17 protein-coding genes are annotated in these 20,536 nt (G+C 67.7%); 8 read left to right on the forward strand and 9 right to left on the reverse strand.

Going from position 1 to position 20,536, the window contains the following annotated elements:
- Nucleotides 1-86: 86 nt before the first annotated feature.
- From ACYVN4_RS31060 to ACYVN4_RS31075, 4 genes are read right to left on the reverse strand one after another with little or no spacing between them, the layout of a single operon-like run.
- Nucleotides 87-1,040 carry a serine hydrolase gene (locus tag ACYVN4_RS31060; protein WP_460725546.1) on the reverse strand — a complete coding sequence of 318 codons (954 nt, stop codon included), beginning with the start codon at nucleotides 1,038-1,040 and terminating at the stop codon, nucleotides 87-89.
- Complete coding sequence (locus tag ACYVN4_RS31065) at nucleotides 1,030-2,847, reverse strand: serine/threonine-protein kinase (protein ID WP_460725547.1); 1,818 nt, start codon at nucleotides 2,845-2,847, stop codon at nucleotides 1,030-1,032. Before ACYVN4_RS31065 ends, ACYVN4_RS31060 begins: the two co-directional genes overlap by 11 nt.
- A 58-nt stretch (nucleotides 2,848-2,905) precedes the next feature.
- Nucleotides 2,906-3,592, reverse strand: coding sequence for a response regulator (locus ACYVN4_RS31070; protein ID WP_460725548.1), 687 nt, complete (start codon nucleotides 3,590-3,592; stop codon nucleotides 2,906-2,908).
- Nucleotides 3,589-4,929, reverse strand: coding sequence for a sensor histidine kinase (locus tag ACYVN4_RS31075; RefSeq protein WP_460725549.1), 1,341 nt, complete (start codon nucleotides 4,927-4,929; stop codon nucleotides 3,589-3,591). The genes ACYVN4_RS31070 and ACYVN4_RS31075 overlap by 4 nt, the downstream gene beginning before the upstream one ends.
- A 98-nt stretch (nucleotides 4,930-5,027) precedes the next feature.
- Between ACYVN4_RS31075 and ACYVN4_RS31080 the strand changes: the two genes are divergently transcribed.
- From ACYVN4_RS31080 to gatB, 5 genes are all read left to right on the forward strand, one after another.
- Nucleotides 5,028-6,293 (forward strand): RNA-guided endonuclease InsQ/TnpB family protein, encoded by a 1,266-nt coding sequence (locus tag ACYVN4_RS31080; protein ID WP_460725550.1) that lies wholly within the window; start codon nucleotides 5,028-5,030, stop codon nucleotides 6,291-6,293.
- A 167-nt stretch (nucleotides 6,294-6,460) separates the two neighbouring features.
- A complete protein-coding gene (locus tag ACYVN4_RS31085; RefSeq protein ID WP_460725551.1) occupies nucleotides 6,461-6,808 on the forward strand; it encodes a hypothetical protein in 348 nt (115 codons plus the stop codon).
- Nucleotides 6,809-6,846: 38 nt separating this feature from the next.
- A complete protein-coding gene (locus ACYVN4_RS31090) occupies nucleotides 6,847-7,629 on the forward strand; it encodes an ABC transporter ATP-binding protein (protein ID WP_460725552.1) in 783 nt (260 codons plus the stop codon).
- The gene (locus ACYVN4_RS31095; RefSeq protein ID WP_460725553.1) at nucleotides 7,626-10,127 is read left to right on the forward strand and encodes an ABC transporter permease; all 2,502 of its coding nucleotides are present in this window, start codon (nucleotides 7,626-7,628) and stop codon (nucleotides 10,125-10,127) included. The genes ACYVN4_RS31090 and ACYVN4_RS31095 overlap by 4 nt, the downstream gene beginning before the upstream one ends.
- An 80-nt stretch (nucleotides 10,128-10,207) precedes the next feature.
- The gene (gene gatB / locus ACYVN4_RS31100) at nucleotides 10,208-11,722 is read left to right on the forward strand and encodes an Asp-tRNA(Asn)/Glu-tRNA(Gln) amidotransferase subunit GatB (protein WP_460725554.1); all 1,515 of its coding nucleotides are present in this window, start codon (nucleotides 10,208-10,210) and stop codon (nucleotides 11,720-11,722) included.
- 66 nt (nucleotides 11,723-11,788) lie between these two features.
- On the opposite strand, the gene ACYVN4_RS31105 is transcribed toward gatB, so the two are convergent.
- Both ACYVN4_RS31105 and ACYVN4_RS31110 read right to left on the reverse strand, forming a co-directional pair.
- Nucleotides 11,789-12,532, reverse strand: a complete 744-nt coding sequence (locus ACYVN4_RS31105) for a winged helix DNA-binding domain-containing protein (protein WP_460725555.1) — start codon at nucleotides 12,530-12,532, stop codon at nucleotides 11,789-11,791.
- Between the two features lie 71 nt (nucleotides 12,533-12,603).
- Nucleotides 12,604-13,764 (reverse strand): epoxide hydrolase family protein, encoded by a 1,161-nt coding sequence (locus ACYVN4_RS31110; RefSeq protein WP_460725556.1) that lies wholly within the window; start codon nucleotides 13,762-13,764, stop codon nucleotides 12,604-12,606.
- Between the two features lie 63 nt (nucleotides 13,765-13,827).
- Between ACYVN4_RS31110 and ACYVN4_RS31115 the strand changes: the two genes are divergently transcribed.
- Entirely contained in the window at nucleotides 13,828-14,805 is a 978-nt protein-coding gene (locus ACYVN4_RS31115; RefSeq protein ID WP_460725557.1) for a helix-turn-helix transcriptional regulator, read from the forward strand.
- 118 nt (nucleotides 14,806-14,923) lie between these two features.
- Entirely contained in the window at nucleotides 14,924-15,739 is an 816-nt protein-coding gene (locus tag ACYVN4_RS31120) for a MerR family transcriptional regulator (protein WP_460725558.1), read from the forward strand.
- Between the two features lie 289 nt (nucleotides 15,740-16,028).
- Here ACYVN4_RS31120 and ACYVN4_RS31125 read toward each other — a convergent pair whose 3' ends face one another.
- Complete coding sequence (locus ACYVN4_RS31125; RefSeq protein WP_460725559.1) at nucleotides 16,029-17,177, reverse strand: PQQ-dependent sugar dehydrogenase; 1,149 nt, start codon at nucleotides 17,175-17,177, stop codon at nucleotides 16,029-16,031.
- 180 nt (nucleotides 17,178-17,357) lie between these two features.
- On the opposite strand from ACYVN4_RS31125, the gene ACYVN4_RS31130 reads away from it, so the two are divergent.
- Entirely contained in the window at nucleotides 17,358-18,284 is a 927-nt protein-coding gene (locus tag ACYVN4_RS31130) for a DoxX family protein (protein ID WP_460725560.1), read from the forward strand.
- A 64-nt stretch (nucleotides 18,285-18,348) separates the two neighbouring features.
- Here ACYVN4_RS31130 and ACYVN4_RS31135 read toward each other — a convergent pair whose 3' ends face one another.
- Both ACYVN4_RS31135 and ilvD read right to left on the reverse strand, forming a co-directional pair.
- The gene (locus ACYVN4_RS31135) at nucleotides 18,349-18,648 is read right to left on the reverse strand and encodes a hypothetical protein (protein WP_460725561.1); all 300 of its coding nucleotides are present in this window, start codon (nucleotides 18,646-18,648) and stop codon (nucleotides 18,349-18,351) included.
- 17 nt (nucleotides 18,649-18,665) lie between these two features.
- The gene (ilvD, locus tag ACYVN4_RS31140; RefSeq protein WP_460725562.1) at nucleotides 18,666-20,507 is read right to left on the reverse strand and encodes a dihydroxy-acid dehydratase; all 1,842 of its coding nucleotides are present in this window, start codon (nucleotides 20,505-20,507) and stop codon (nucleotides 18,666-18,668) included.
- Nucleotides 20,508-20,536 lie beyond the last annotated feature (29 nt).

Below are 20,536 nucleotides of genomic sequence, written 5' to 3' on the forward strand. Positions count from 1 at the left end.
GCCCGGTCAATCGCAAGGATTGTTGTGTGGCACCGTGACACGGGGCAAATAGGCTGGCCAGGAGGGTTTTTCGGGAACGGCCCGGGCTAGTGCGAGCAGAGTCCGCCGCGTAGGTCGGGCAGGTGATCGCCGACCAGCAGGGCGAGCTTGTCCATCATGTCGGTGGCGTCGTCGAAGCTGCCGGAGGTGGGTTCGGCCGCCAGCGCCACGGCCACCGGACCGTTCAGCGTGGGGACCAGACCGAACTGGCGGACGGTGTATTTGCCGGTGTCGTCGTCGGGACCCCAGCCGCCCTTGAATTCCGCGCCGATCAACCGGCCCAGACCCCAGCTCTGGCTGGGGGTGATCTCGCTCATCAGCGAGACAACGGAATTGGCGCGCGGCAGGCACGGCAGCTTGGAGGCGAAGTGCACCTGATCGGCCAGCGACCAGTCGGTGGCGCCGAAGGCGAGCAGATCATCGGATTCCAGGGCGGCCAGTTTGGTGTGGCGCGCGGCGACGTCGGTGCTGGTGTCACCGGCCTCGCGCAGCACCGCCTCGACCGCGTCGGCGGCCTGGCTGCCGTTGCCCAGCGAGGTCCAGAGTTGTTGCGCCGCATCGTTGTCGGAGAACGTGATGGCGGCCTCGGCGGTGGCGCGCATGCCGTCCGGATCGTGCCGCAGCGCGGCCAGGGCGAGCGGGACCTTGATGGTGGACCAGGCGATACCGGTGGTCCAGTCGCCGAGCTGGGTGACCTCGCCGCCGCCGACGGGCATGACGGCCACGCCGACGCGACCGTCGAGGCCGTTGCGCAGATCCGCGAAATCCGCTGCGAACGCGACGGATTTCGGCAGCCCGAACAATTCAGGCAAACCGGGCGCGATCATATTCGGGGACGGTAGTTCGGAGCTGTCGCCGACCTGCTTGATCTCATCGGCCTGCGCCGAAGCATGGTGCACCGCACCGAGATTCACGCCGCAACCGGACACGGCCAGGACAGCCGCCAAGGCCAGCCCGCGCACAAACCCCTTGCGACAGGCCGGAATTGGATCAGTAGACATACACCACCGCGTTCTCACCACCGTTGCAGGTCACCAATTTGCCTGCAGCCGTGCAGTTCATCGTGTAAGACCGGCCCGTCACCGGACTTACTGCATTCACAGTAACCGTCGCGCCCGGCCGACCAGAAGTTGCGTCGGCATAGGCTTGGCGAACCGCTTCCGCGAAAGGACATGAGGTCCCGGTGTTTCCGACCGCGGAGGAGGTGTAGCCGCCGAGCGTCCCGTACGTCGGTGGACAGGGCGTCGCTCCCGGCGGCAGCTGCGCCGTGGTGGCGGGCGCCGTGGTGGTCACCGTCGGGCCCGCGGATTGCGAGCGCGGCGCGGTGGTCCCCGGAACACCCTGTGCTGCCGTCGTTATGGGTGCTTCGTTGCCGGAGCCGTCGAGGACTTGCCAGCCGACCGCACCGGCGATCGCGGCCACCGCGATCACCAGCACGCCGATGATCACCGGCAGCGCCACCGACTTGCCCCGGCGGCGCTTGCGCGGCTCGAAGGCCGGGCCCGACACGATGGCGTGCTCGGCGGTCGGATACAGCGCGGGATCCGGTGCGGGCGCGTAGGGAAAGTCCTGCTGCTGCGCTCGCGCGTGCCCCCAGGCCGCCTGTTCCTGCGCCTCGGGCGGCAGCGGAGTGAAGTGGAAGTCGCTGACCCGCACCCGGGTCGGATCCGAGGGCAGGATCACCGGCAGATCACCGGTGGGCGAGGGCTCCTCGGCGGCCGGGAACGAACCGGTGATGTAGGCCGGGATGGAGCCGGTGGCGGTGGTCAGCTTGGGTGCGGGCGGTGGTGTGTTCGGTGAATTGGGTTGCAGCAGCGTCGGTTCAGAGTCCCGACCGGTCGGCACTCCCTGATTCCGCGGGCCCTGATTCGGCAGCACCGTGGTCGGCGGGCCGAACGGCGGCGGACCCAACGGCGGCCCCGGCGGCACCGTGCGGCCACCCGGACGCGGCGGCTGCGGCGGCGGCGCGGTCCGGCCGCCCACCAGCGCCATCCGCGCGGCCCGGGCGAATTCGCCCGCGGTGTAGAAGCGGGCGTTCGGATCCTTCGCCAGCGCCTTCGCGATCACGCCGTCCAGCGTGGGCGGAATCCCGGGGTGCAGCAGGCTCGCCGGCGGTGGCGGCTCCGAGAGGTGCGCGCGCACCAGCGCGCTCATGTTCTGGGTGGGGAAAGGCCGCTGGCCGGTGAGACATTCGTGCAGCACACAGCCCAGCGAGTAGATGTCCGCGCGGCCGGAGACCGGTCCGGAGTCGAACCGCTCGGGAGCCATGTAGGCGTAGGAACCGACGGCCGTGCCCGCCATGGTGATGGTGGCGTCGCCCTCCGCGCGCGCGATACCGAAATCCGCGAGATAGGCGAAATCCGCCTCGGTGACAAGGATGTTCGCGGGTTTGACGTCCCGGTGCACCAGCCCCGAGTAGTGCGCCGCGTCCAGCGCCGCCGCGACCTGCTCGATGATCCCGACCACGCGCAGCGGCGGCATCGGCCCGAACCGATCCAGCAGCGACCGCAGATCCTGCCCGCGCACCAGCCGCATGTCGATGTAGAGCTGACCGCCGATCTCGCCCCAGTCGTGGATGGGGATGATGTGCGGTTCCGCCAGCCGCGCGGCCGCCTGCGATTCGCGGCGGAAGCGCTCTTGGTAGGCGGGATCCTCGGCGAGCTCGCTCGGTAGCAGCTTGAGGGCTACCACCCGATCCTTGGAGGTGTCGTAGGCCTCGTAGACCTCACCCATGCCGCCTCTGCCCAGCAGCGACTGCAATTCGTACGGCCCGAACCTGCTTCCGGCCCGCGATGGCGGTGCATCCACCCCGTCCAACCTCCAACTCATCGGGAGGGAAGCGGACTGGAACCCGCGACCCACCCCTCTAGGGGGTGGATTCTCCCGGTGCCACTACGCCGTGGTCAAACGCAAAGACGATGGCCGCCGAACGGTCGCGTAACCCAAGCTTCCCGAAGATATGTCCCACGTGGCTCTTCACCGTTACCTCCGAGATACCGAGTGTGGCTGCGATCTCAGCGTTGAGGCGGCCTCTGCCGATGAGTTCGAGCACCTCGAGCTCGCGAACGGTCAGCTCTGCCAGGCGATTGCCACCGGGCGCGGGGGTGGGACGCGCCGAACGGTAGGTCGTCAGGACACGCGGGGTGACGGTCGGGTCCAGCCACGAACCGCCGGTGGCCACCGTGCGCACCGCGCGGATCAGATCCTCGGCGGGGGAGTCCTTGAGAATGAATCCCGCCGCGCCCGCCCGGATCGCGCCGGAGAGCAGCTGGTCGTCGTCGAAGGTGGTCAGCACCAGTACCGGGGGCGCGTCGGCGCGGGTGCGCAGGGTGCGGGTGGCCTCGATGCCGCCGATGCGTTTCATGCGCAGATCCATCAGCACCACGTCGGGGCGGTGCGTGTCCACCGCCGTGGGCACCTCGTCCCCGTCCGCGGCCTCGCTGAGCAGGAATCCGTCCCGGCGGCGCAGGATTCGGCGCAGACCGCCGCGCACCAGCTCTTGATCGTCGACCACGAGGACGCCGATCAACTCCTCGTCCGAACGGTCGGTCACACACCCTCCTGCAGGGGCTTGTGGGTCATGGTCGTGAGCACGGTGCGCAGACCCTGTTCGGCCGCGGCGATACACGGGAACTGGCCGGTGGTCGGAATGCGGGCGCGCACCTGCCAGGTGTCGTCCTCGAGTCCGGCGGTGAGGCTGCCGCCGAGCACCGCCAGGCGCTGGCGCATGCCGGTGATGCCCATGCCGTTGCCGGGTCGCGGCAGCGCCCCGGGCGGCAGGGTGTTGGTCACCGCCAGATCGATGTGTCTGGGGTGCAGCATGATTCGCAGTTGAGCCTGCGCGCCGGGCGCGTGTTTGGCGATATTGGCCAGCGACTCCTGACAGATCCGGTACGCGGCCAGCCCGAGACCGGCCGAGACCTCCCGGGGGTCGCCGGTCGCGCGGAAGTCGATCGTCATGCCCGCGCGCACGAAATCCGAGACCAGGTCCTCGATGTCGTCGAGGCCGGGTTCCGGGCGCAGCGAGGCCGGTTGCCCGTCGAGCAGGCCGACCGTGCGGCGGATGTCGGCCATGGCCTGGCGGCCCAGCCGTTCGGCATCGGCGAGCGCGTCGACGGCCTCGTCCACATCCCGGTCGGTCTGCAGCGCGTGCCGGGCGGCGGTCACGTGCAGCAGCGTGATGCTCAGCGAGTGCGCGATGACATCGTGTACCTCGCGCGCGATGCGCCGACGCTCCTCGCCGGCCGCCTGCAGCGCGCGAATGTGCTGATAGTCGCGCTCCTGATAGAGATACCGCCGCTGATAGTTGAGCAGCTGACCGGTGAACCAGCCGAACAGGATGCCGAGCGCGAACCACGGAAACGCCACGCCGTCCGTATGGCCGACGAACCGGAAGAACAGCAGCTCGGCGAACATGGCCAGTCCCACCGCCGTGCCGATCGCGGTACGGGCGATGGCCGCGATCTCGCCGGTGATGACGATCAGCATCAGAGGCGCGAGATCGAACGACACCGGTTGCGCCAGGAAAAGGGCCACCGCCACCATGGCCAGTGCCGCGAGCAGCACTGGGCGGGGCGGGAAGTTCAGGATCACGCAGGGTGGCCCGGTCATGATGATGACGATCAGTGCGGCCAGTGCCAGACCGCCAGGGAAGTAGCCGGCCGCGACGCGTTGCGCGAAGCAGATCACACCGATGGTGAACACCATCAGATCGGCCAGCAACACCATGGAGACGGGGTAGTCGAAACCGTTGTCGTCCACCCAGCTCCGGTAGACCGCGAGCGGATTGCGCAAGAACCCGCGGCCTCGGGCAGCGCTGTCCGACAGCCACTCCCGCAAGTCCCGCCACACCTGGCCGATCGCCTCGGGGGTGGCTAGGGTCACGTTCATCGCTTCTCCCTACCGGCCGAATTGTTCCTGAATTCCGGCAAATCGATCACCCCGAAAAGCGCGGGCATTTTCGGATCAGGTTTATTACCATGGGGCGCATGGGATTTGCGCCGGTCAAGCGGGCGTTCAAATTTCGCTTCTACCCGACGGCAGGTCAGGCTGCAGAGTTGGAGCGCACCTTCGGGAGCGTGCGGAAGGTGTACAACCTTGCACTGCAAGCACGCACCGCTGCGCAGGCATGTGGCGAGAGGATCGGTTACGGACAAACCTCGGCGATGCTCACTGCCTGGAAGCGGACTGAGGAACTCGCGTACCTGAGTGAGGTGTCTTCGGTCCCCTTGCAGCAGGCCCTCCGGCATTTGCAGACTGCTTTCGTCAATTTCTGGGCAAAGCGCGCTGATCATCCGCGATTCAAGTCGCGCAAACGCTCGCGCGCGTCCGCTGAGTACACCCGATCCGGGTTCGTGCTCCGGGGTCAGGTTCTGACCTTGGCGAAGATGCGGGAGCCGCTGCGGATCGTATGGTCGAGGCCGCTGCCCGAGGATTGTCAGCCATCGACGGTCACGGTAACGAGAGATGCGGCCGGACGCTGGTTCGTTTCTCTGCTGTGCGAGGACGCCACGGTGCATCCGCTGCCGGAAACGGATGGCGCGATCGGTATCGACGTCGGTCTCCACCATCTGCTCACTTTGTCCACCGGTGAGAAGGTCGAGAACCCGCGGCACGAACGGCGTGATCGGCAGCGGCTCGCACGTGCGCAACGTCGGCTGGCCCGAAAAAAGGGGAACTCGGCGAACCGGGAAAAGGCGCGTCGAAAAGTTGCGCGCGTTTACGTTCGGATCGCCGATCGGCGGCGAGACGGCTTGCAGAAGCTGACTACTCGGCTCGTGCGTGAGAACCAAACGCTCGTGATCGAAGATCTCGCCGTTGGGAATATGGTCGGAAACCATTGCCTGGCCCGCGCGATTTCCGACGCCGCCTGGCGAGAGTTTCGGGCCATGCTCGAGTACAAAGCCGCGTGGTACGGACGTCGGTTGATTGCGATCGACCGATGGTATCCGTCGTCCAAGAGATGTTCGGCCTGTGGCACTGTGGTGGCAGAGCTGGCTTTGGGCACGCGTACCTGGACGTGCGACAGCTGCGGGGTGTCTCATGATCGGGACATCAATGCCGCGAAGAACATTCTGGCCGCTGGGCGAGCGGTCGCAGTCTGTGGAGATGGCGTAAGACCTCAACGGAGCGCTCCGGGCGGGCAGTCGTCGATGAAGCAGAAATCCCGATCCGTGAGGGTCGGGGATCTCCTTCCTTTCACGGGCGGAGAACCCGTCAATCTGCAAGGCTATCCTTCGAATCAGACGGCGTAAATCGTTCGGTGGCAGGGGCTGGTCTCCTACCGGGGTAGGAGGCCAAGTCGCGTCTGCGGCACGACGACACGGGTGGGGCGGCGACCGTAGCTTGGGGACAACGGAATCGCGCCCGCCACGAGACGCGGCGCACCACGCAGTATCTGACCGAAGAAGAGGTTGGGGCCATGTCCTGGGCTGACTTTCACGCTCGCACCGACATCGTGCACACCGTGCTCGATCGGGTCGCACGCGGCAAACATCCCCTGAATCCCGCCGATCCCACATTGTTCGAGGACCTGCCGGAGCTCGAGCGCCTGTTCGGCGGGCCCGCCGGCTTGCTGCTCACGCTGCGGCACCGTTGGGACAACCATTTCAACGTCAAGTTGGATCACGCACTGGCGCAAGGCAAGTCGGTGCAGCAGGTGCGCGCCGAGCTGGCCGCCGAGCAGCCGGCGCTGCGCGCGATCCTCGACGCGTACGACACCGATGGCCTGTATTTCCGCCGTCCACATGCGCGAGCGCTGGCCAGCTGATATATACCGGCTGGTAACAAGCTAAAGGGGAACAGGGAATGCTGGAATTGACCGACGTCACCAAGGAATACCGGGTGGGCGAGCAGACCGTGCACGCCCTGGATCGGGTCAGCCTGCGCATCGATGCGGGGGAGTTCACCGCCATCGTCGGGCCGTCCGGTTCGGGCAAGAGCACGCTGCTGCATCTGCTCGGTGCGCTGGACTCACCCGATTCGGGATCGATTCGATTCCAGGACAAGGAGATCGGCGACCTCGACGACGACCGGCAATCCGAATTCCGGCGGCACCGGGTCGGTTTCATCTTCCAGTTCTTCAACCTGCTGCCCACGCTGACCGCGTGGGAGAACGTCGCCATCCCGAAACTGCTGGACGGCACCGGATTGCGCAAGGCCAAGCCGCGGGCGCTGGAACTGCTGGACCTGGTCGGGCTCGGTGAGCGCGCCGAGCATCGCCCGGCCGAGCTGTCCGGCGGGCAGATGCAGCGGGTCGCGGTGGCGCGGGCGCTGATCATGGATCCGCCGTTGATCCTCGCCGACGAGCCCACCGGCAACCTGGATTCCAAGACCGGGGCGTCGATTCTGCAGCTGCTCGCAGACATCACCAAGGAGGGCAACTCCGTGGTGATGGTGACCCATGACATGGGTGCGGTGCGCTACTGCGATCGCGTGATCAACCTGCGCGACGGGCGGATCGGTTCCATCGACCGGGTCGAGCGCACCGACGACGGGGAAGTCCGGACGGTGCCGGAAGAGCTCTCCGTGTCCATCGAGACCGACACCGAGACCGATACCGCCGACGACGCCGGGGCGGTGCGCGCGTGATCCGGGCGGCCTGGGATCGGCTACGGCTGTTCAATATCGGCGAACTGCTCGCCCACCGCGGGCGCACCATGATGTCCATGGTGGTGATGGGAGTCTCTGCAGGACTGCTGGTTTCGGTGTTCAGCATCTCCGGCTCCATCACCGGATCGGTGGACAAGCTCGCCAAGAGCCTCGGCGGCAATGCGGCGCTGGAGGTCAGCGGCGTCACCGACGCGGGCTTCGATCAGAGTCTGCTGCAACAGATCCGCACCGTGAAGGGGGTCGGCACGGCGGTACCCATGCTGCGGCAGGCCATCGGCGCCGATGACAATCGGGCGTTGCTGATCGGCGCGGACGCGTCGGTGGCGCAGTTGGGCAGCGATCTCGGCGGCACTCTGAAGGATCAGGCGAGCAAGCTGCTCACGGTGTCCAACGGGGTGCTGGTCGGATCGGCCATGGGGCACAAGGAAGGTGACAAGTTCCAGCTCGGCACCGTCACCGCGACCGTCGCCGGGGTGATCGACGACGGCGCCGCCGCCAAGATCAACGGCGGGCACCTCGTGATCGCGTTGCTGCCGGTGGCGCAGAAGATCACCGACCGGGCCGGGCGCCTGGACTCGATCCAGATCGTCGCCGCGCCGAATGCCGATGTGGGGCAGTTGCGTTCGGACATCACGAAGGTGGTGAACGGTCACGCCGTGGTCGCCGACCCCGATCTGCGCACCGCGCAGGCGGGCGGGGCGGTCACGCTGGTGCGGTATTCGACGCTCGCCTCCTCGGCATCGGCGCTCATCGTCTCCTCGTTCCTCATCTACAACGCGATGAGTATGGCCGTGGCGCAACGCCGTCCGACGCTGTCGCTGCTGCGGGCCATGGGCGGCAAGCGCACACCGATGGTGCGGGACCTGATCACCGAGGCCGCGCTGCTCGGGCTGTGGGGCGGCATCATCGGGTCCATCATCGGAATCTTCATGGGCCGCGCCGCGATCAACCAGCTGCCCGCCGCGATCATGAACTCCGTGGAGTCGCGCACCGAATACGAGGTGCCCGGGTACGCGGTGCCGGTGGCGGTCCTGGCCTGTGTGCTGGCCAGCGTCGCGGCGGCCGCCATTGCCGCTCGGCAGGTCTACAAGGTCGCGCCGATCGAGGCGCTGGCCCCGGTCGGCGTCGGTACGGCCGACACCGTCCGGCCGCTGATCCGCTGGGCCTCGGCGACTCTCGGCCTGGCGCTGGTGGTGGGCGCGATCGTGGTCGCCCGCGCCGACCTCGGCAAGCTGTCCATCACGGCCGTCTCGCTGTCCATCGCGGGCGCGGTGTTCCTGTGCTTCGCGGCCACCGAGCCCATCGTGCGCGCCGTCGCCGGGGTGGCCCGCCTGTTCGGTGCGCCCGGCGCATTGGGCGCGACCACCATCGAACGCGCCCCGCGCCGGGTCTGGGCCACCGTCATGACCGTCATGATCGGGGTGACCGCCATCGTGGCCATCGGCAATGCCAGCCGCAATATGGTCTCCGCCGCCACCGACAGCTTCGAGGGCCTCGCGCGCACCGATATCTTCGTGAGCCCGACCGACATGGCACAGTTCCCGACCGGTCCGCTGCTGCCCGCGGATCTGAAGGAGAAGTTGCGCGCCATTCCCGGCGTGGCCGGAGTCGGTTCGGCGCAAATGGCTTTCGCCACGCTGGGCCGCGGCCGAGTGATGCTGCAGGCCTACGAGAGCGGCGTCGCCGTCGCGCGCACCCAGGCACTCGACGGCGTGAGCCCCACGGAACTGGCGCAGATGGCCGCCGGTACCGGCATCGTCATCTCCCGCGACGTAGCCCGCACGCTCGGCGTGCACGAGGGCTCGCCGCTGACCCTGCCGACTCCGAGCGGTGAGCATCAGGTCACGGTCCTGAAGGTGGTGCCGTACTTCTCGGCCGTCGCGGGCGTGGTCCTGATGGACCTGGACATCATGCGGCAGTGGTATCAGCGTCCCGGTGAGACGATCCTCGGCCTTGATTTCGCGCCCGGCGCGGATCATGCCGCGGTGATGGCCGCCGTCCGTGCCGCCGTGCCCGCCGACATCCACGTCGATACCGGACGGCAAGCGGTGACCGCGATTTCGTCGAGTGTCCAGCAGGGCACCGCGATCAGCGCCGCCATTCTCTGGATCGTTGTCATGGTCTCGGCCGTCGCCCTGCTCAACACCCTGATGCTGTCGGTGCTCGACCGCCGTCGCGAACTCGGGGTACTGCGGGCCATGGGCACGAGTCGCAAGTTCCTGCTGCGCACGGTGCTCACCGAGGCGGCGGGCATCGGGGTGACCGGTGCGCTGCTGGGTCTGGCGATCGGCTCGGCGGTGCACTACCTGTCCACCTTCGCCCTCGGCCATGCCATCGCCATGGACATCCCGTATCACGCCAGCCCGCTGCTGGTGGCGTACGCGATCATCGCGCTCGTGCTGTCCCTCCTGGGCGCGATCCCGCCCGCCTTGCGCGCGGCGCGGTTGCCCATCGTGGAGGCCATCGCCATCGATTGATTGTTCTTGTCCGGCTGCCCAGCTCGCCCGGTCCGACCACCTCGACGGTGGTCGGACCGGTCACTAATAGGATGGTGCGCATGAGCGCAGCGACCGTGGACTTGATGGACTACTCCGATGTCATCGACCGGTTCGATCCGGTGTTGGGCATGGAGGTACATGTCGAGCTGGGCACCGCGACCAAGATGTTCTGTGGGTGCCCGACCGAATTCGGCGCCGAGCCCAACACCCAGGTGTGCCCGGTCTGCCTGGGGTTGCCGGGCTCGCTGCCGGTGGTGAACGAGAAGGCCGTCGAGTCCGCGATCCGCATCGGGCTCGCGCTGAACTGTTCCATCACCCCGTGGGGGCGGTTCGCGCGCAAGAACTACTTCTACCCGGACCAGCCGAAGAACTACCAGATCAGCCAGTACGACGAGCCGATCGCCACCAACGGCTACCTCGATGTGGTGCTCGACGACGGGGAGATCTTCCGTGTCGAGATCGAGCGCGCGCACATGGAGGAGGACACCGGTAAGTCGCTGCACGTCGGTGGCGCGACCGGTCGCATCCACGGCGCCTCGCACTCGCTGCTCGACTACAACCGCGCCGGTGTGCCGCTCATCGAGATCGTCACCAAGACCATCGAGGGTGCCGGTGAACGCGCCCCCGAGGTGGCGCGCGCCTACGTGACCGCGCTGCGCGAGGTGCTCAAGTCCCTCGACGTCTCCGACGTGAAGATGGAGCAGGGCTCGATGCGCTGCGACGTCAACGTCTCGCTGATGCCCAAGGGCGCCAAGGAATTCGGCACCCGCACCGAGACCAAGAACGTGAACTCGCTCAAGAGCGTCGAGGTCGCGGTGCGTTTCGAGATGCGGCGGCAGGCCGTGGTGCTGTCCGAGGGCGGCGAAATCCTGATGGAGACCCGCCACTTCCACGAGACCGACGGCACCACCTCCTCCGGCCGCATCAAGGAGTCCGCCGAGGACTACCGCTACTTCCCCGAGCCCGACCTCGAGCCCGTCGCCCCCGACGCCGCCTGGGTCGAGGAACTGCGCGGCACCATCCCCGAATACCCGTGGCTGCGCCGCGCCCGCATCCAGTCGGATTGGAACCTCTCCGACGAGGTCTTCCGCGACCTGGTCAACGCCGGTGCCCTGGACCTGATCATCGCCACCGTCGACGCCGGTGCCTCGGTGGACGCCGCCCGCTCCTGGTGGGTCGCCTACCTGACGGAAAAGGCCAAGGAGCACGAGGTTTCGCTGGAAGACCTCGCCATCACCCCCAAGCAGGTCGCCGAGGTCGCGGGCCTGGTCGAGGCCAAGACCATCAACAACAAGGTCGCCAAGCAGGTCGTCGACTACGTCCTCGCCGGTGAGGGCGACCCCGCCGCCATCGTCGAAGCCAAGGGCCTCGGCATGGTCTCCGACGACTCCGCCCTCCAGTCCGAAGTCGAAAAGGCCCTCGCCGCCAACCCCGACATCGCCGAAAAGATCCGCTCCGGCAAAATCCAGGCCGCCGGCAAGGTCGTCGGCGACGTCATGAAGGCCACCCGAGGCCAAGCCGACGCCGCCCGAGTCCGCGAACTCGTCCTCGCCGCCTGCGGCGTCGAAGGCTGACGGAACCCCGAACAACCCTGTGGCGCACGGCGATTGCCGTGCGCCACAGGCGTTTCTACCCAGCGCTCAGATCGGATGGTCGAAGACCACCGCGCGGGTTGTCGCCGCCGGATCGGTGAATTCGAGCAGGCGGGTCAGGCCGGACCAGGTTTGGACGTCCGCGACGGTGGCCGGGCCGAAGGCGGCGAGGTACCGCAGCACCATCTCGTCGAGGGACAAGGTGGTGGTCGGCTCGGAGTCGAGCCAGGCGCTCAGGGTGGTGTGGGCGATCGGTCCGCTGCGGCCCCAGACACCGCGGGGCGGCACCTGCACCAGCGGCAGTCGGGTGCGTGCGGCGTAGACGAGTGAGGCGGGGGCGCATTCGGGCCAGCGCTCACCGAGCAGGACGCCGAGATCCTTGTTGGTGCGCGGCTTTTCGCTCAGCAATTCGGCCGCGGCCGCTTCCAGGGCGGTCATGTCGATGTCCGCGAGTGGCTTGCCGTGCAGATGGTTGTGGTGCAGGTCGCGGTCCAGGACCGGCTGGATGAGAGGTCGCAGTGCGGCCGCGTCCTCGGGGGTTACCAGGTGAATCGTCGAGCGCATCAACGCGATCCGCACCAGGCGGCCGTCGGACAGCGGTTCGGCGGCCCGGTCGGGGGTGAAATCGGCGAGGCGCGAGAAGAATCCGAGGTACCAGCTGTGCGGGGTCTGCGCTTGCAGGCCGATCAGGTGACGCACGGTTTGCGCGACCGTCATATCGCTGCGGGCCAGCAAGGATTGGCGAGCGAGGGTGGCGCGGTTGAGCTTTCGCCGGTCGAGCACCGGAGCCATGGGAGTGCCTTTCCCGCGCAACGGCGGTGACGCAGGGCGCGTCACCGCCGCCGGGGTGTCGAGGTGGCGGATCAGGGCAGGGCGGTGAAGAACGTACGGAGGTCGGCGGTGAAGAGGTCCGGGGCCTCGAGGGCCGCGAAGTGGCCGCCGCGGTCGAATTCCGACCAGTGCACCAGGTTGTTGAGTTGCTCGCCGTAGCGGCGGATCGCGATGTCCTGGGCGAAGACTGCGACGCCGATCGGGGTGGGGGACGGCGTGGCGTGGTAATTGCGGACGTGCATGTTCTCGTAGTAGAGGCGGGCGGCGGAGCCTGCGGTGCCGGTGAGCCAGTAGAGCATCACGTTGGTGAGCAGGCGATCTCGGTCGATGCTTGCCTCCGGCAGGGCGGTGGACGGGAAGGTCCAGGCCTTGAACTTCTCCATGATCCAGGCCAGCTGGCCGATCGGGGAGTCGACCAGGGCGTAGGAGAGGGTCTGGGGCCGGGTGGCCTGGAGTTGGAAGTAGCCGTTGTCGTCACCGAGGAAGTCGGCGAGGCGTTCCAGGCGCGCCTGCTCGGATTCGGTGAGGGTGGCCCGCTCCTCGTCGGAGACCTTGCCGAACGGGATGAACCCGAATGTGGCGGCGTTGAGGTGCACGCCGACAACGTGTTCGGCGTCGATGCGCCCCAGCTCGGCGGAGACGAACGCGCCCATATCGCCGCCCTGCACGCCGTAGCGCTGATAACCCAAGCGCCGCATCAGTTCCGCCCAGGCGGCCGCCGCTCGCCCGGTGTTCCAACCGGTTTCGGTGGTCGGGCCGGAGAATCCGAAGCCGGGCAGGGACGGGATCACCACGTGGAACGCCTGCGCCGGATCGCCGCCGTGCGCGGCCGGATCGGTGAGCGGGCCGATCACATCGAGGAATTCGACGATCGAGCCCGGCCAGCCGTGGGTCAGGACCAACGGCAGCGCATCCGCCTGCGCGGAGCGGACATGCAGGAAATGCACGTTCTGCCCATCGATTTCGGTGGTGAACTGCGGAATCTTGTTGAGCTCCGCCTCGTGTGCGCGCCAGTCGTAGGAGGTGCGCCAGTACTCGGCCAGCTCCCGCAGGTACTCGCGCGGGATGCCGTACTCCCAGCCGACCCCGGGCAGCTCATCCGGCCACCGCGCCCCGGCGAGCCGGCTGTGCAGATCGTCCAGCGCGGACTGGTCGATGTCGATGCGGAAGGGAGTGATGGCCTCGTTGTTCATAAGACAAACCCTAGAGGGACTATAGGACAGCTTCGGTCCTATAGTCCTGGCACACTTTTCACTGTGAAAGAAACCTCCGCCCGATTGCTGCGGCTGCTCGGCCTGTTGCAGATGCGCCGCGAATGGTCCGGGCAGGATCTGGCCGACCGGCTGGGCATCACCACCCGCACCGTGCGCCGCGATATCGACAAGCTGCGTGCCCTGGACTATCCGGTGCAGGCCGCCAAGGGCATCACCGGCGGCTACTGGCTCGGCGCGGGCGCGGAGTTGCCGCCGCTGCTGCTCGACGACGAGGAGGCGGTGGCCATCGCCATCGCCCTGCGCACCGCCACCGACAGCGGGGTCGCGGGCCAGAGTGAGACCGCGCTGCGCGCACTGGTGAAACTCGAGCAGGTGCTGCCCGACCGGTTGCGAAATCGCCTGGACGCCTTGCAGATCGCCACCGTCCAGACCCCGGAGACCACACCCGCGATCGGTGCCGACGTACTCACCACGATTGCCGCAGCCTGCCGAGACGAACAGCGACTGCGCTTCCACTACGCGGGCTCGGAGACGCCGCGGACCGTCGAACCGCATCAATTGGTGAGCTGGGGCCGACGCTGGTATCTGGTGGCCTGGGATGTCGGCCGCGAGGATTGGCGCACCTTCCGGGTGGATCGCATGGAGCCGAAAACCCCTGTCGGCCCGCGCTTCCTGCCCCGCGCACTGCCGGGCGACGATGCCGCCGCCTTCGTCGCCGCCGGTATCGCCCAGCGCTGGCCGTTCCGGGCCACACTGCGCCTGCACGCGTCCGCCGATTCCGACGCGGCCCGCGCCACCGCCACCTACGGCCGCCTCGAACCCGTCGACGATCACCACTGCCTGCTGCACATCGGCTCGGAGGACGCGCGATCGCTGACCTTCCTGCTCGGCGCCCTGACCGTCGACTTCGACGTCCTGGACAACCCGGAACTGGCCCGTGACCTGCGGGCCACCGCCGCGCGTTTCGCCGCCGCGGCCGAGGGAATCGAGCCGCAGGGCTATCGTGCGCCACGGTCCTGACTCCACTCGCCCCAATTCTTGTTTCGGGGCGCGCGGCACTAGCCGCGCGCCCCGAGCTTTCTGAGCGATCATGAGGCTTGACCCTCACACCGTGTGAGGTCCTAAACCTGGAGGAGTCATGTTCAGTATTGGAGACTTCGCCAGGTTCGGGTCGGTGTCCGTGCGGATGCTGCGCCATTACGACGAGATCGGACTGCTGTTGCCGTTCGAGGTGGATCCGTGTTCGGGCTATCGGTTCTATGCGGCCGATCAGCTGGCACGGCTCAATCGGATCGTCGCGTTGAAGGATCTCGGGTTCACCCTCACCCAGGTGGCCGAGATGCTCGACGGGCAACTGTCGGCGGAACGGTTGCACGGCATGCTGCAACTGCGCCGCGCTCAGTTGGCCACCCAGGTGGCCGCGGATACCGCACGGCTCGCGAGTGTCGAGGCGAGGCTCCTGCGTATCGAAAGGGAGGGCGTCATGCCCGAGCAGGAAATCATCGTGAAACCGCTGTCGGCCACCTATGTCGCCGAAATGACCGATGTGGCCGCCGAATCCGGCGAGGCCGCGGTCGGGCCGATCATCGAGCGGCTGTATTCCCGGATGGCGAAGGCGATTCCGGAGGCCGGTCTCACCATCACCGGCGCGCCCATCGTGTATTACGAAGAGCTGGACGAGGGTTTGCGCGTGCACGTCGCGCACCAGGTCGCGGGCACCGCGGCCCCCGGGGGCCCGCTGGATCTGCTGTTGTTGCCGGAGGTGTCGCGGGCGGCCACGCTGGCGCATCGCGGCAAGCTGACGGATCTGTGTGTGGCCTTCGAGGCCATGGGGCGCTGGGCCGACGAAAACGGTTACAAGCCCAACGCTCCCATTCGTGAGGTCTACCTCGAGGCTCCCGGCGATCCCGCGTCCGACGAGTGGGTCATCGAACTGCAGATGCCGGTCGAGTGACCTACGCGCTGCCCCAAGAGTGCAGCAGGTAGGTGATGTTCGCGGTGATCGAGGTGACCACATCCGCGAGATTCAAAGCCGCTGAACCCAAATCGACGCTGCCCATCTGATTCCTCCAGTGTTGCCACTAGATTGCTCATTCACGGTAGGTGCCCCGGTCCGCGGATGTAAACACTGGGATTTCACTCGGATTGGTACCCACACCGGCCAGTGCAACACTGTCCGAACGTGCCCTGAACAACACTGCGGCGCACAGCATTCGCTGTGCGCCGCAGTGTTGCTGATCGAACTAGCTTCGCTCGCCGACCCCGCCCGAGGTCGGCGGCGGAATCCGCACCACGCGATCGTCGTACTGATTGGGATTGCCGTCCGGCTTGTTCACCGTCGCCACCCAGATATTGCCGTCACCCGCGAGCGCCGTGCCGTCGAGCCGCCCGTACTTGTCCTGTGCCAGCACCGACGGCGCCGCGGTCACCGCGTGCGACGTCTTGTCGGCCGTGGCGATCGCCAGCCCCTTCTGATTGGTGAGCGAGATCGCCACCCCGTCGGAGGCGGCCGCACAGCCCGCCACGCCCGGATGATCCGACCACGTCCACGCCTTCACCGCGACCCCGTCCGGCCCGACCCGCTGCAGCCGGTCCTCGGTGGCGGTGCGGTCGGTGAACCAGATGGAATCCTTACCGTCCGTGCACACTCCGCCCGCCACGCCGATCCCGGACACCATCACATTCGCGGTCGCGCCGGGCGCGGGGGAGTCGATGCTGAGCAGCTTGCCCGCCAGCGAGGAATTGTCGCCCGCCAGCGCCGGATTGCCCGCGTCCCCGGTCAGCACCACCATGCGATCCCGCAGGAAGTCGATGGAGCCGCGATTGCCGTTGAGCCCCTTCGGGATTCCGGTCAGGATCGGCTTGGGCACGCCGCCGCCGTCGGTGGCGATGCGCACCACCCGGTTGTCACTGGCAGTGGTGATGTAGGCGTAGAGCAGCCCGTCCTCGCTGAAGGTGGGCGAGAGCGCCAGCCCGGTCACGCCGCCGTCCCCGGCCGGATCGATATCCAGCTTGGCGATCTCGACGGGCGCGGGCGGTTCACCTTCGTCGGTGGCGACCACCTTGAGGATCCGGCCCGTGGTGCGTTCGGCCACCAGCGCGCTGCCGCCGTCGGGCAACGCGACCAGCCCGCCGGTGGTGTCCAGGCACGACACCACCACCGCGATCTCGGGATCCACGCACGGCAGATCCGGTCGTTTCGCGTTGGTGGGCGGCGCTTTCGGCGTGGTGCTGTTGGGCTCGGCGTCCTGCCAGGTCGGCTCGGTCGTGAACGGGCTCGACGCGCGATCGTCGAAGCGAGCGCAGCCGGACAGCAGCAGCGCGCCGAGGGTCACACCCAGCACGACCCTGCGTGCGCCCACCCCGACCCGGCCAGCGGCAACCAAACTCATGCCTGGAACGTTACGGAAAACCTGCCGCCGATGCGCGGACGGGGTGGCGCAAATCTTTCGATCGAGGGGTCGCCGGAGGGTGGATGCGATGTCGTTCTGCCACACGTGTCACGAATCGGACGTTGGACACGCCCGTGTTCTGCTGTGTGTCGCAGCCTTCCGGCTAATAGTCTGGCCCGCGTGACTGACAAGCCGACCGAGCCGTCCGCCGTGCCGGGCGACACCACGCCCGCAGCGCCGCGACCGGCCGGTGAACCGGTCCGCAGCCCCTTCGATTCGCCGACCGAGCAGTTCGCCTCCGTGTCCGGCGTCCAGACCGGCATGACCGGTGGTGTGCAGACCACCGAGAAACTGCCCCGCACCGATGTCCAGACCACCGAGAAGTTGCCACGCACCGACGAGGAACTCGGTCTCGATCCTGAGGTCCCGCTCTACTCGCAGGTGCGCAATGCGATTCCGGGCGCGGCCAACTCCACCACCGCCGAGCCGTCCCCGACCTACTCCTTCGCCAGCATCCCGCCCGCGCCGTCCGCGCCCGCCGACGGCAACGGCCGCCCCCGCCGTCGCGACGACCGGCGCGGCACCCTGGACCTGGGATTGCTGTTGCTGCGCTTGGTCATCGGCGGCACCTTCATCTACCACGGCCTGCAGAAGGCCACCGGCTGGTTCCACGGGCCGGGCCTCGACGGCATCAAGACCGCCATGGAGAACGGCGGCTGGAAGCACGTCGACATCGCCGCGCCCATGCTCATCGCCGGTGAACTCGGCGGTGGCGTGCTGGTCGTCATCGGCCTGGCGTCGCCGTTGGCGGCGGGCGCGCTGCTCGCGGTGATCCTCGACGCGTGGATGTGGAAGCAGGGCATGGTGCCCGGATTCCAGTACTCGGCCAAGGCGAATTCCACCGAGCTGGAATCGATCCTGGTCGGCCTGACCACCGTGCTGATCCTCACCGGCCCCGGCCGACTGTCGCTGGACCGCAACCGCGGCTGGTCGACCAGGCCGTTCATGGGCTCACTGGCGGCCTTCGTGGCAGCCGTGGCAGCGGCCATCCTGACGTACGTCTATCTGCACGGCGGCAACCCGCTGGCCGGTATCGGCCCGTTCTGAACGACCCCCCCGAATACGAAGCGGCCGGGATGATCTCAGATCATCCCGGCCGCTTTCTTTCACCTCAGTATTGCCGTGAGGTCCAGGATTCCCACTCCTGGAAGGTCTCCCGGTGGAGATTCAGCACCCGACTCGACTTCATGTCGATCTGCTGGCTGAGCATCGCCTTGTGCGCGGTGCTCTGCGCGATCTCGTCCGGAGTCATCATGAACTCCGTCGACTCCAGATGCCGCACTTCGGCGGCCAATTCCTCGGCCTCGGCCAGCAGCGCCTTCGCTTCGGCGTTGCGGGCATCCGACCGCGCGAGCATGGCCGTGTACTCGGCAAGCATCGTGTCCGCCTTGCCGATGTATTCGATTGTCATTCCCTTGCTTTCCTGAATTACGGCACGTACCGGACGGCACCCTTGTCGGCGGAAGTGGCGAGCGCGGCGTAGGCGCGCAGCGCCGTCGTCACCGGGCGCTCGCGATTCACGGGCTGCCAAGGCCGTTCGGACGCTTCCATTTTCACGCGGCGCTCCGCGAGAACCTCTTCGGGGACCAGCAATTCGAGCGCGCGGGTGTGCACGTCGATGCGGATGCGGTCACCGTTCTCGATCAGGCCGATGGACCCGCCGGCCGCCGCCTCCGGGGACATGTGGCCGATGGACAGGCCCGAGGTGCCGCCGGAGAAACGCCCGTCGGTGATGAGCGCGCAGACCTTGCCCAGGCCGACGCCCTTCAGGAACGAGGTGGGGTGCAGCATCTCCTGCATGCCGGGACCACCCTTGGGGCCCTCGTAGCGGACCACGACCACATCGCCGGGCTTGATCTCCTTGTTCAGGATCTTGGAGACCGCCTCCTCCTGGGACTCGACCACCACGGCCGGGCCCTCGAAGGTGAACAGGTCTTCGTCGATGCCCGCGGTCTTGAGGATCGCGCCGTCCGGAGCGATGTTGCCGCGCAGCACGCACAGCCCGCCCTCGACGGTGTAGGCGTGCGCCTTGTCGCGGATGCAGCCGCCCTCGGCGTCGGTGTCCAGCGAGGACCAGCGGTTGTCGGTGGAGAACGGCACGGTGGTGCGGACCCCGCCGGGCGCGGCGTGGAACAGCTCGACGGCTTCCTCGGAAGCCTTGCCGGAGCGGATGTCCCAGGTATCGAGCCACTCGTCGAACGACTTGGTGTGCACGGTGGTGACGTCGGTCTTCAGCAGACCGGCGCGGCGCAGCTCGCCGAGGATGGCCGGAATGCCACCGGCGCGGTGCACGTCCTCCATGTGGTAATCGGAGTTCGGCGACACCTTCGACAGGCACGGCACGCCGCGCGAGATCTCGTCGATGCTCTGCAGATCGAACTCGATCTCACCCTCCTGCGCGGCGGCGAGGGTGTGCAGCACGGTGTTGGTGGAACCGCCCATGGCCACATCGAGGGCCATGGCGTTGTGGAAAGCCTTGGCATTGGCCACATTTCGCGGCAGCACCGAGGCGTCGTCGTCGCGGTACCAGCGGGTGGCGATGTCCACGATCACCCGTCCGGCCTTCTGGAACAGGGCGCGGCGGGCCGAGTGCGTGGCCAGCGTCGAGCCGTTGCCCGGCAGCGACAGGCCCAGCGCCTCGGTGAGGCAGTTCATCGAGTTGGCGGTGAACATGCCCGAGCAGGAGCCGCAGGTCGGGCACGCGGAGCGCTCGACCTCGGACAGGCCGTCATCGGTCACGTTCGGCGAGGCGCTCGCGGAGATGGCGGTGATCAGGTCGGTCGGAGCCTGGGCCACGCCGCCGACGACCACGGCCTTACCGGCCTCCATCGGACCGCCGGAGACGAACACGGCGGGGATGTTGAGCCGCATGGCGGCGTTCAGCATGCCGGGAGTGATCTTGTCGCAGTTGGAGATACAGACCAGCGCGTCCGCGGTGTGGGCGTTGGCCATGTACTCCACGGAGTCCGCGATGATCTCGCGCGAGGGCAGCGAGTACAGCATGCCGCCGTGTCCCATGGCGATGCCGTCGTCCACGGCGATGGTGTGGAACTCACGCGGGACGCCACCGGCAGCCCGTACCGCCTCGGCCACGATCTCGCCGACGTCCTTGAGATGCACGTGGCCGGGCACGAACTGGGTGTAGGAGTTCGCGATGGCGACGATCGGCTTCCCGAAGTCGGAATCCTCGAGACCGGTCGCGCGCCAGAGGGCGCGAGCGCCCGCGGCATTGCGGCCGACGGTGGTGGTGCGTGAGCGAAGCGGTGGCATGGGTCAGGTCCTCGGTTCGTGTCGCAGGG

Source organism: Nocardia heshunensis, from assembly GCF_054782115.1.

Excerpts from the sequence above, each read along its gene's own strand:
- ACYVN4_RS31060 (WP_460725546.1), bottom strand. The coding sequence starts at position 1,040 with ATGTCTACTGATCCAATTCCGGCCTGTCGCAAGGGGTTTGTGCGCGGG.
- ACYVN4_RS31075 (WP_460725549.1), bottom strand. The coding sequence starts at position 4,929 with ATGAACGTGACCCTAGCCACCCCCGAGGCGATCGGCCAGGTGTGGCGG.
- ACYVN4_RS31080 (WP_460725550.1), top strand. The coding sequence starts at position 5,028 with ATGGGATTTGCGCCGGTCAAGCGGGCGTTCAAATTTCGCTTCTACCCG.
- ACYVN4_RS31085 (WP_460725551.1), top strand. The coding sequence starts at position 6,461 with ATGTCCTGGGCTGACTTTCACGCTCGCACCGACATCGTGCACACCGTG.
- ACYVN4_RS31090 (WP_460725552.1), top strand. The coding sequence starts at position 6,847 with ATGCTGGAATTGACCGACGTCACCAAGGAATACCGGGTGGGCGAGCAG.
- gatB (WP_460725554.1), top strand. The coding sequence starts at position 10,208 with ATGAGCGCAGCGACCGTGGACTTGATGGACTACTCCGATGTCATCGAC.
- ACYVN4_RS31105 (WP_460725555.1), bottom strand. The coding sequence starts at position 12,532 with ATGGCTCCGGTGCTCGACCGGCGAAAGCTCAACCGCGCCACCCTCGCT.
- ACYVN4_RS31110 (WP_460725556.1), bottom strand. The coding sequence starts at position 13,764 with ATGAACAACGAGGCCATCACTCCCTTCCGCATCGACATCGACCAGTCC.
- ACYVN4_RS31120 (WP_460725558.1), top strand. The coding sequence starts at position 14,924 with ATGTTCAGTATTGGAGACTTCGCCAGGTTCGGGTCGGTGTCCGTGCGG.
- ACYVN4_RS31125 (WP_460725559.1), bottom strand. The coding sequence starts at position 17,177 with ATGAGTTTGGTTGCCGCTGGCCGGGTCGGGGTGGGCGCACGCAGGGTC.
- ACYVN4_RS31135 (WP_460725561.1), bottom strand. The coding sequence starts at position 18,648 with ATGACAATCGAATACATCGGCAAGGCGGACACGATGCTTGCCGAGTAC.
- ilvD (WP_460725562.1), bottom strand. The coding sequence starts at position 20,507 with ATGCCACCGCTTCGCTCACGCACCACCACCGTCGGCCGCAATGCCGCG.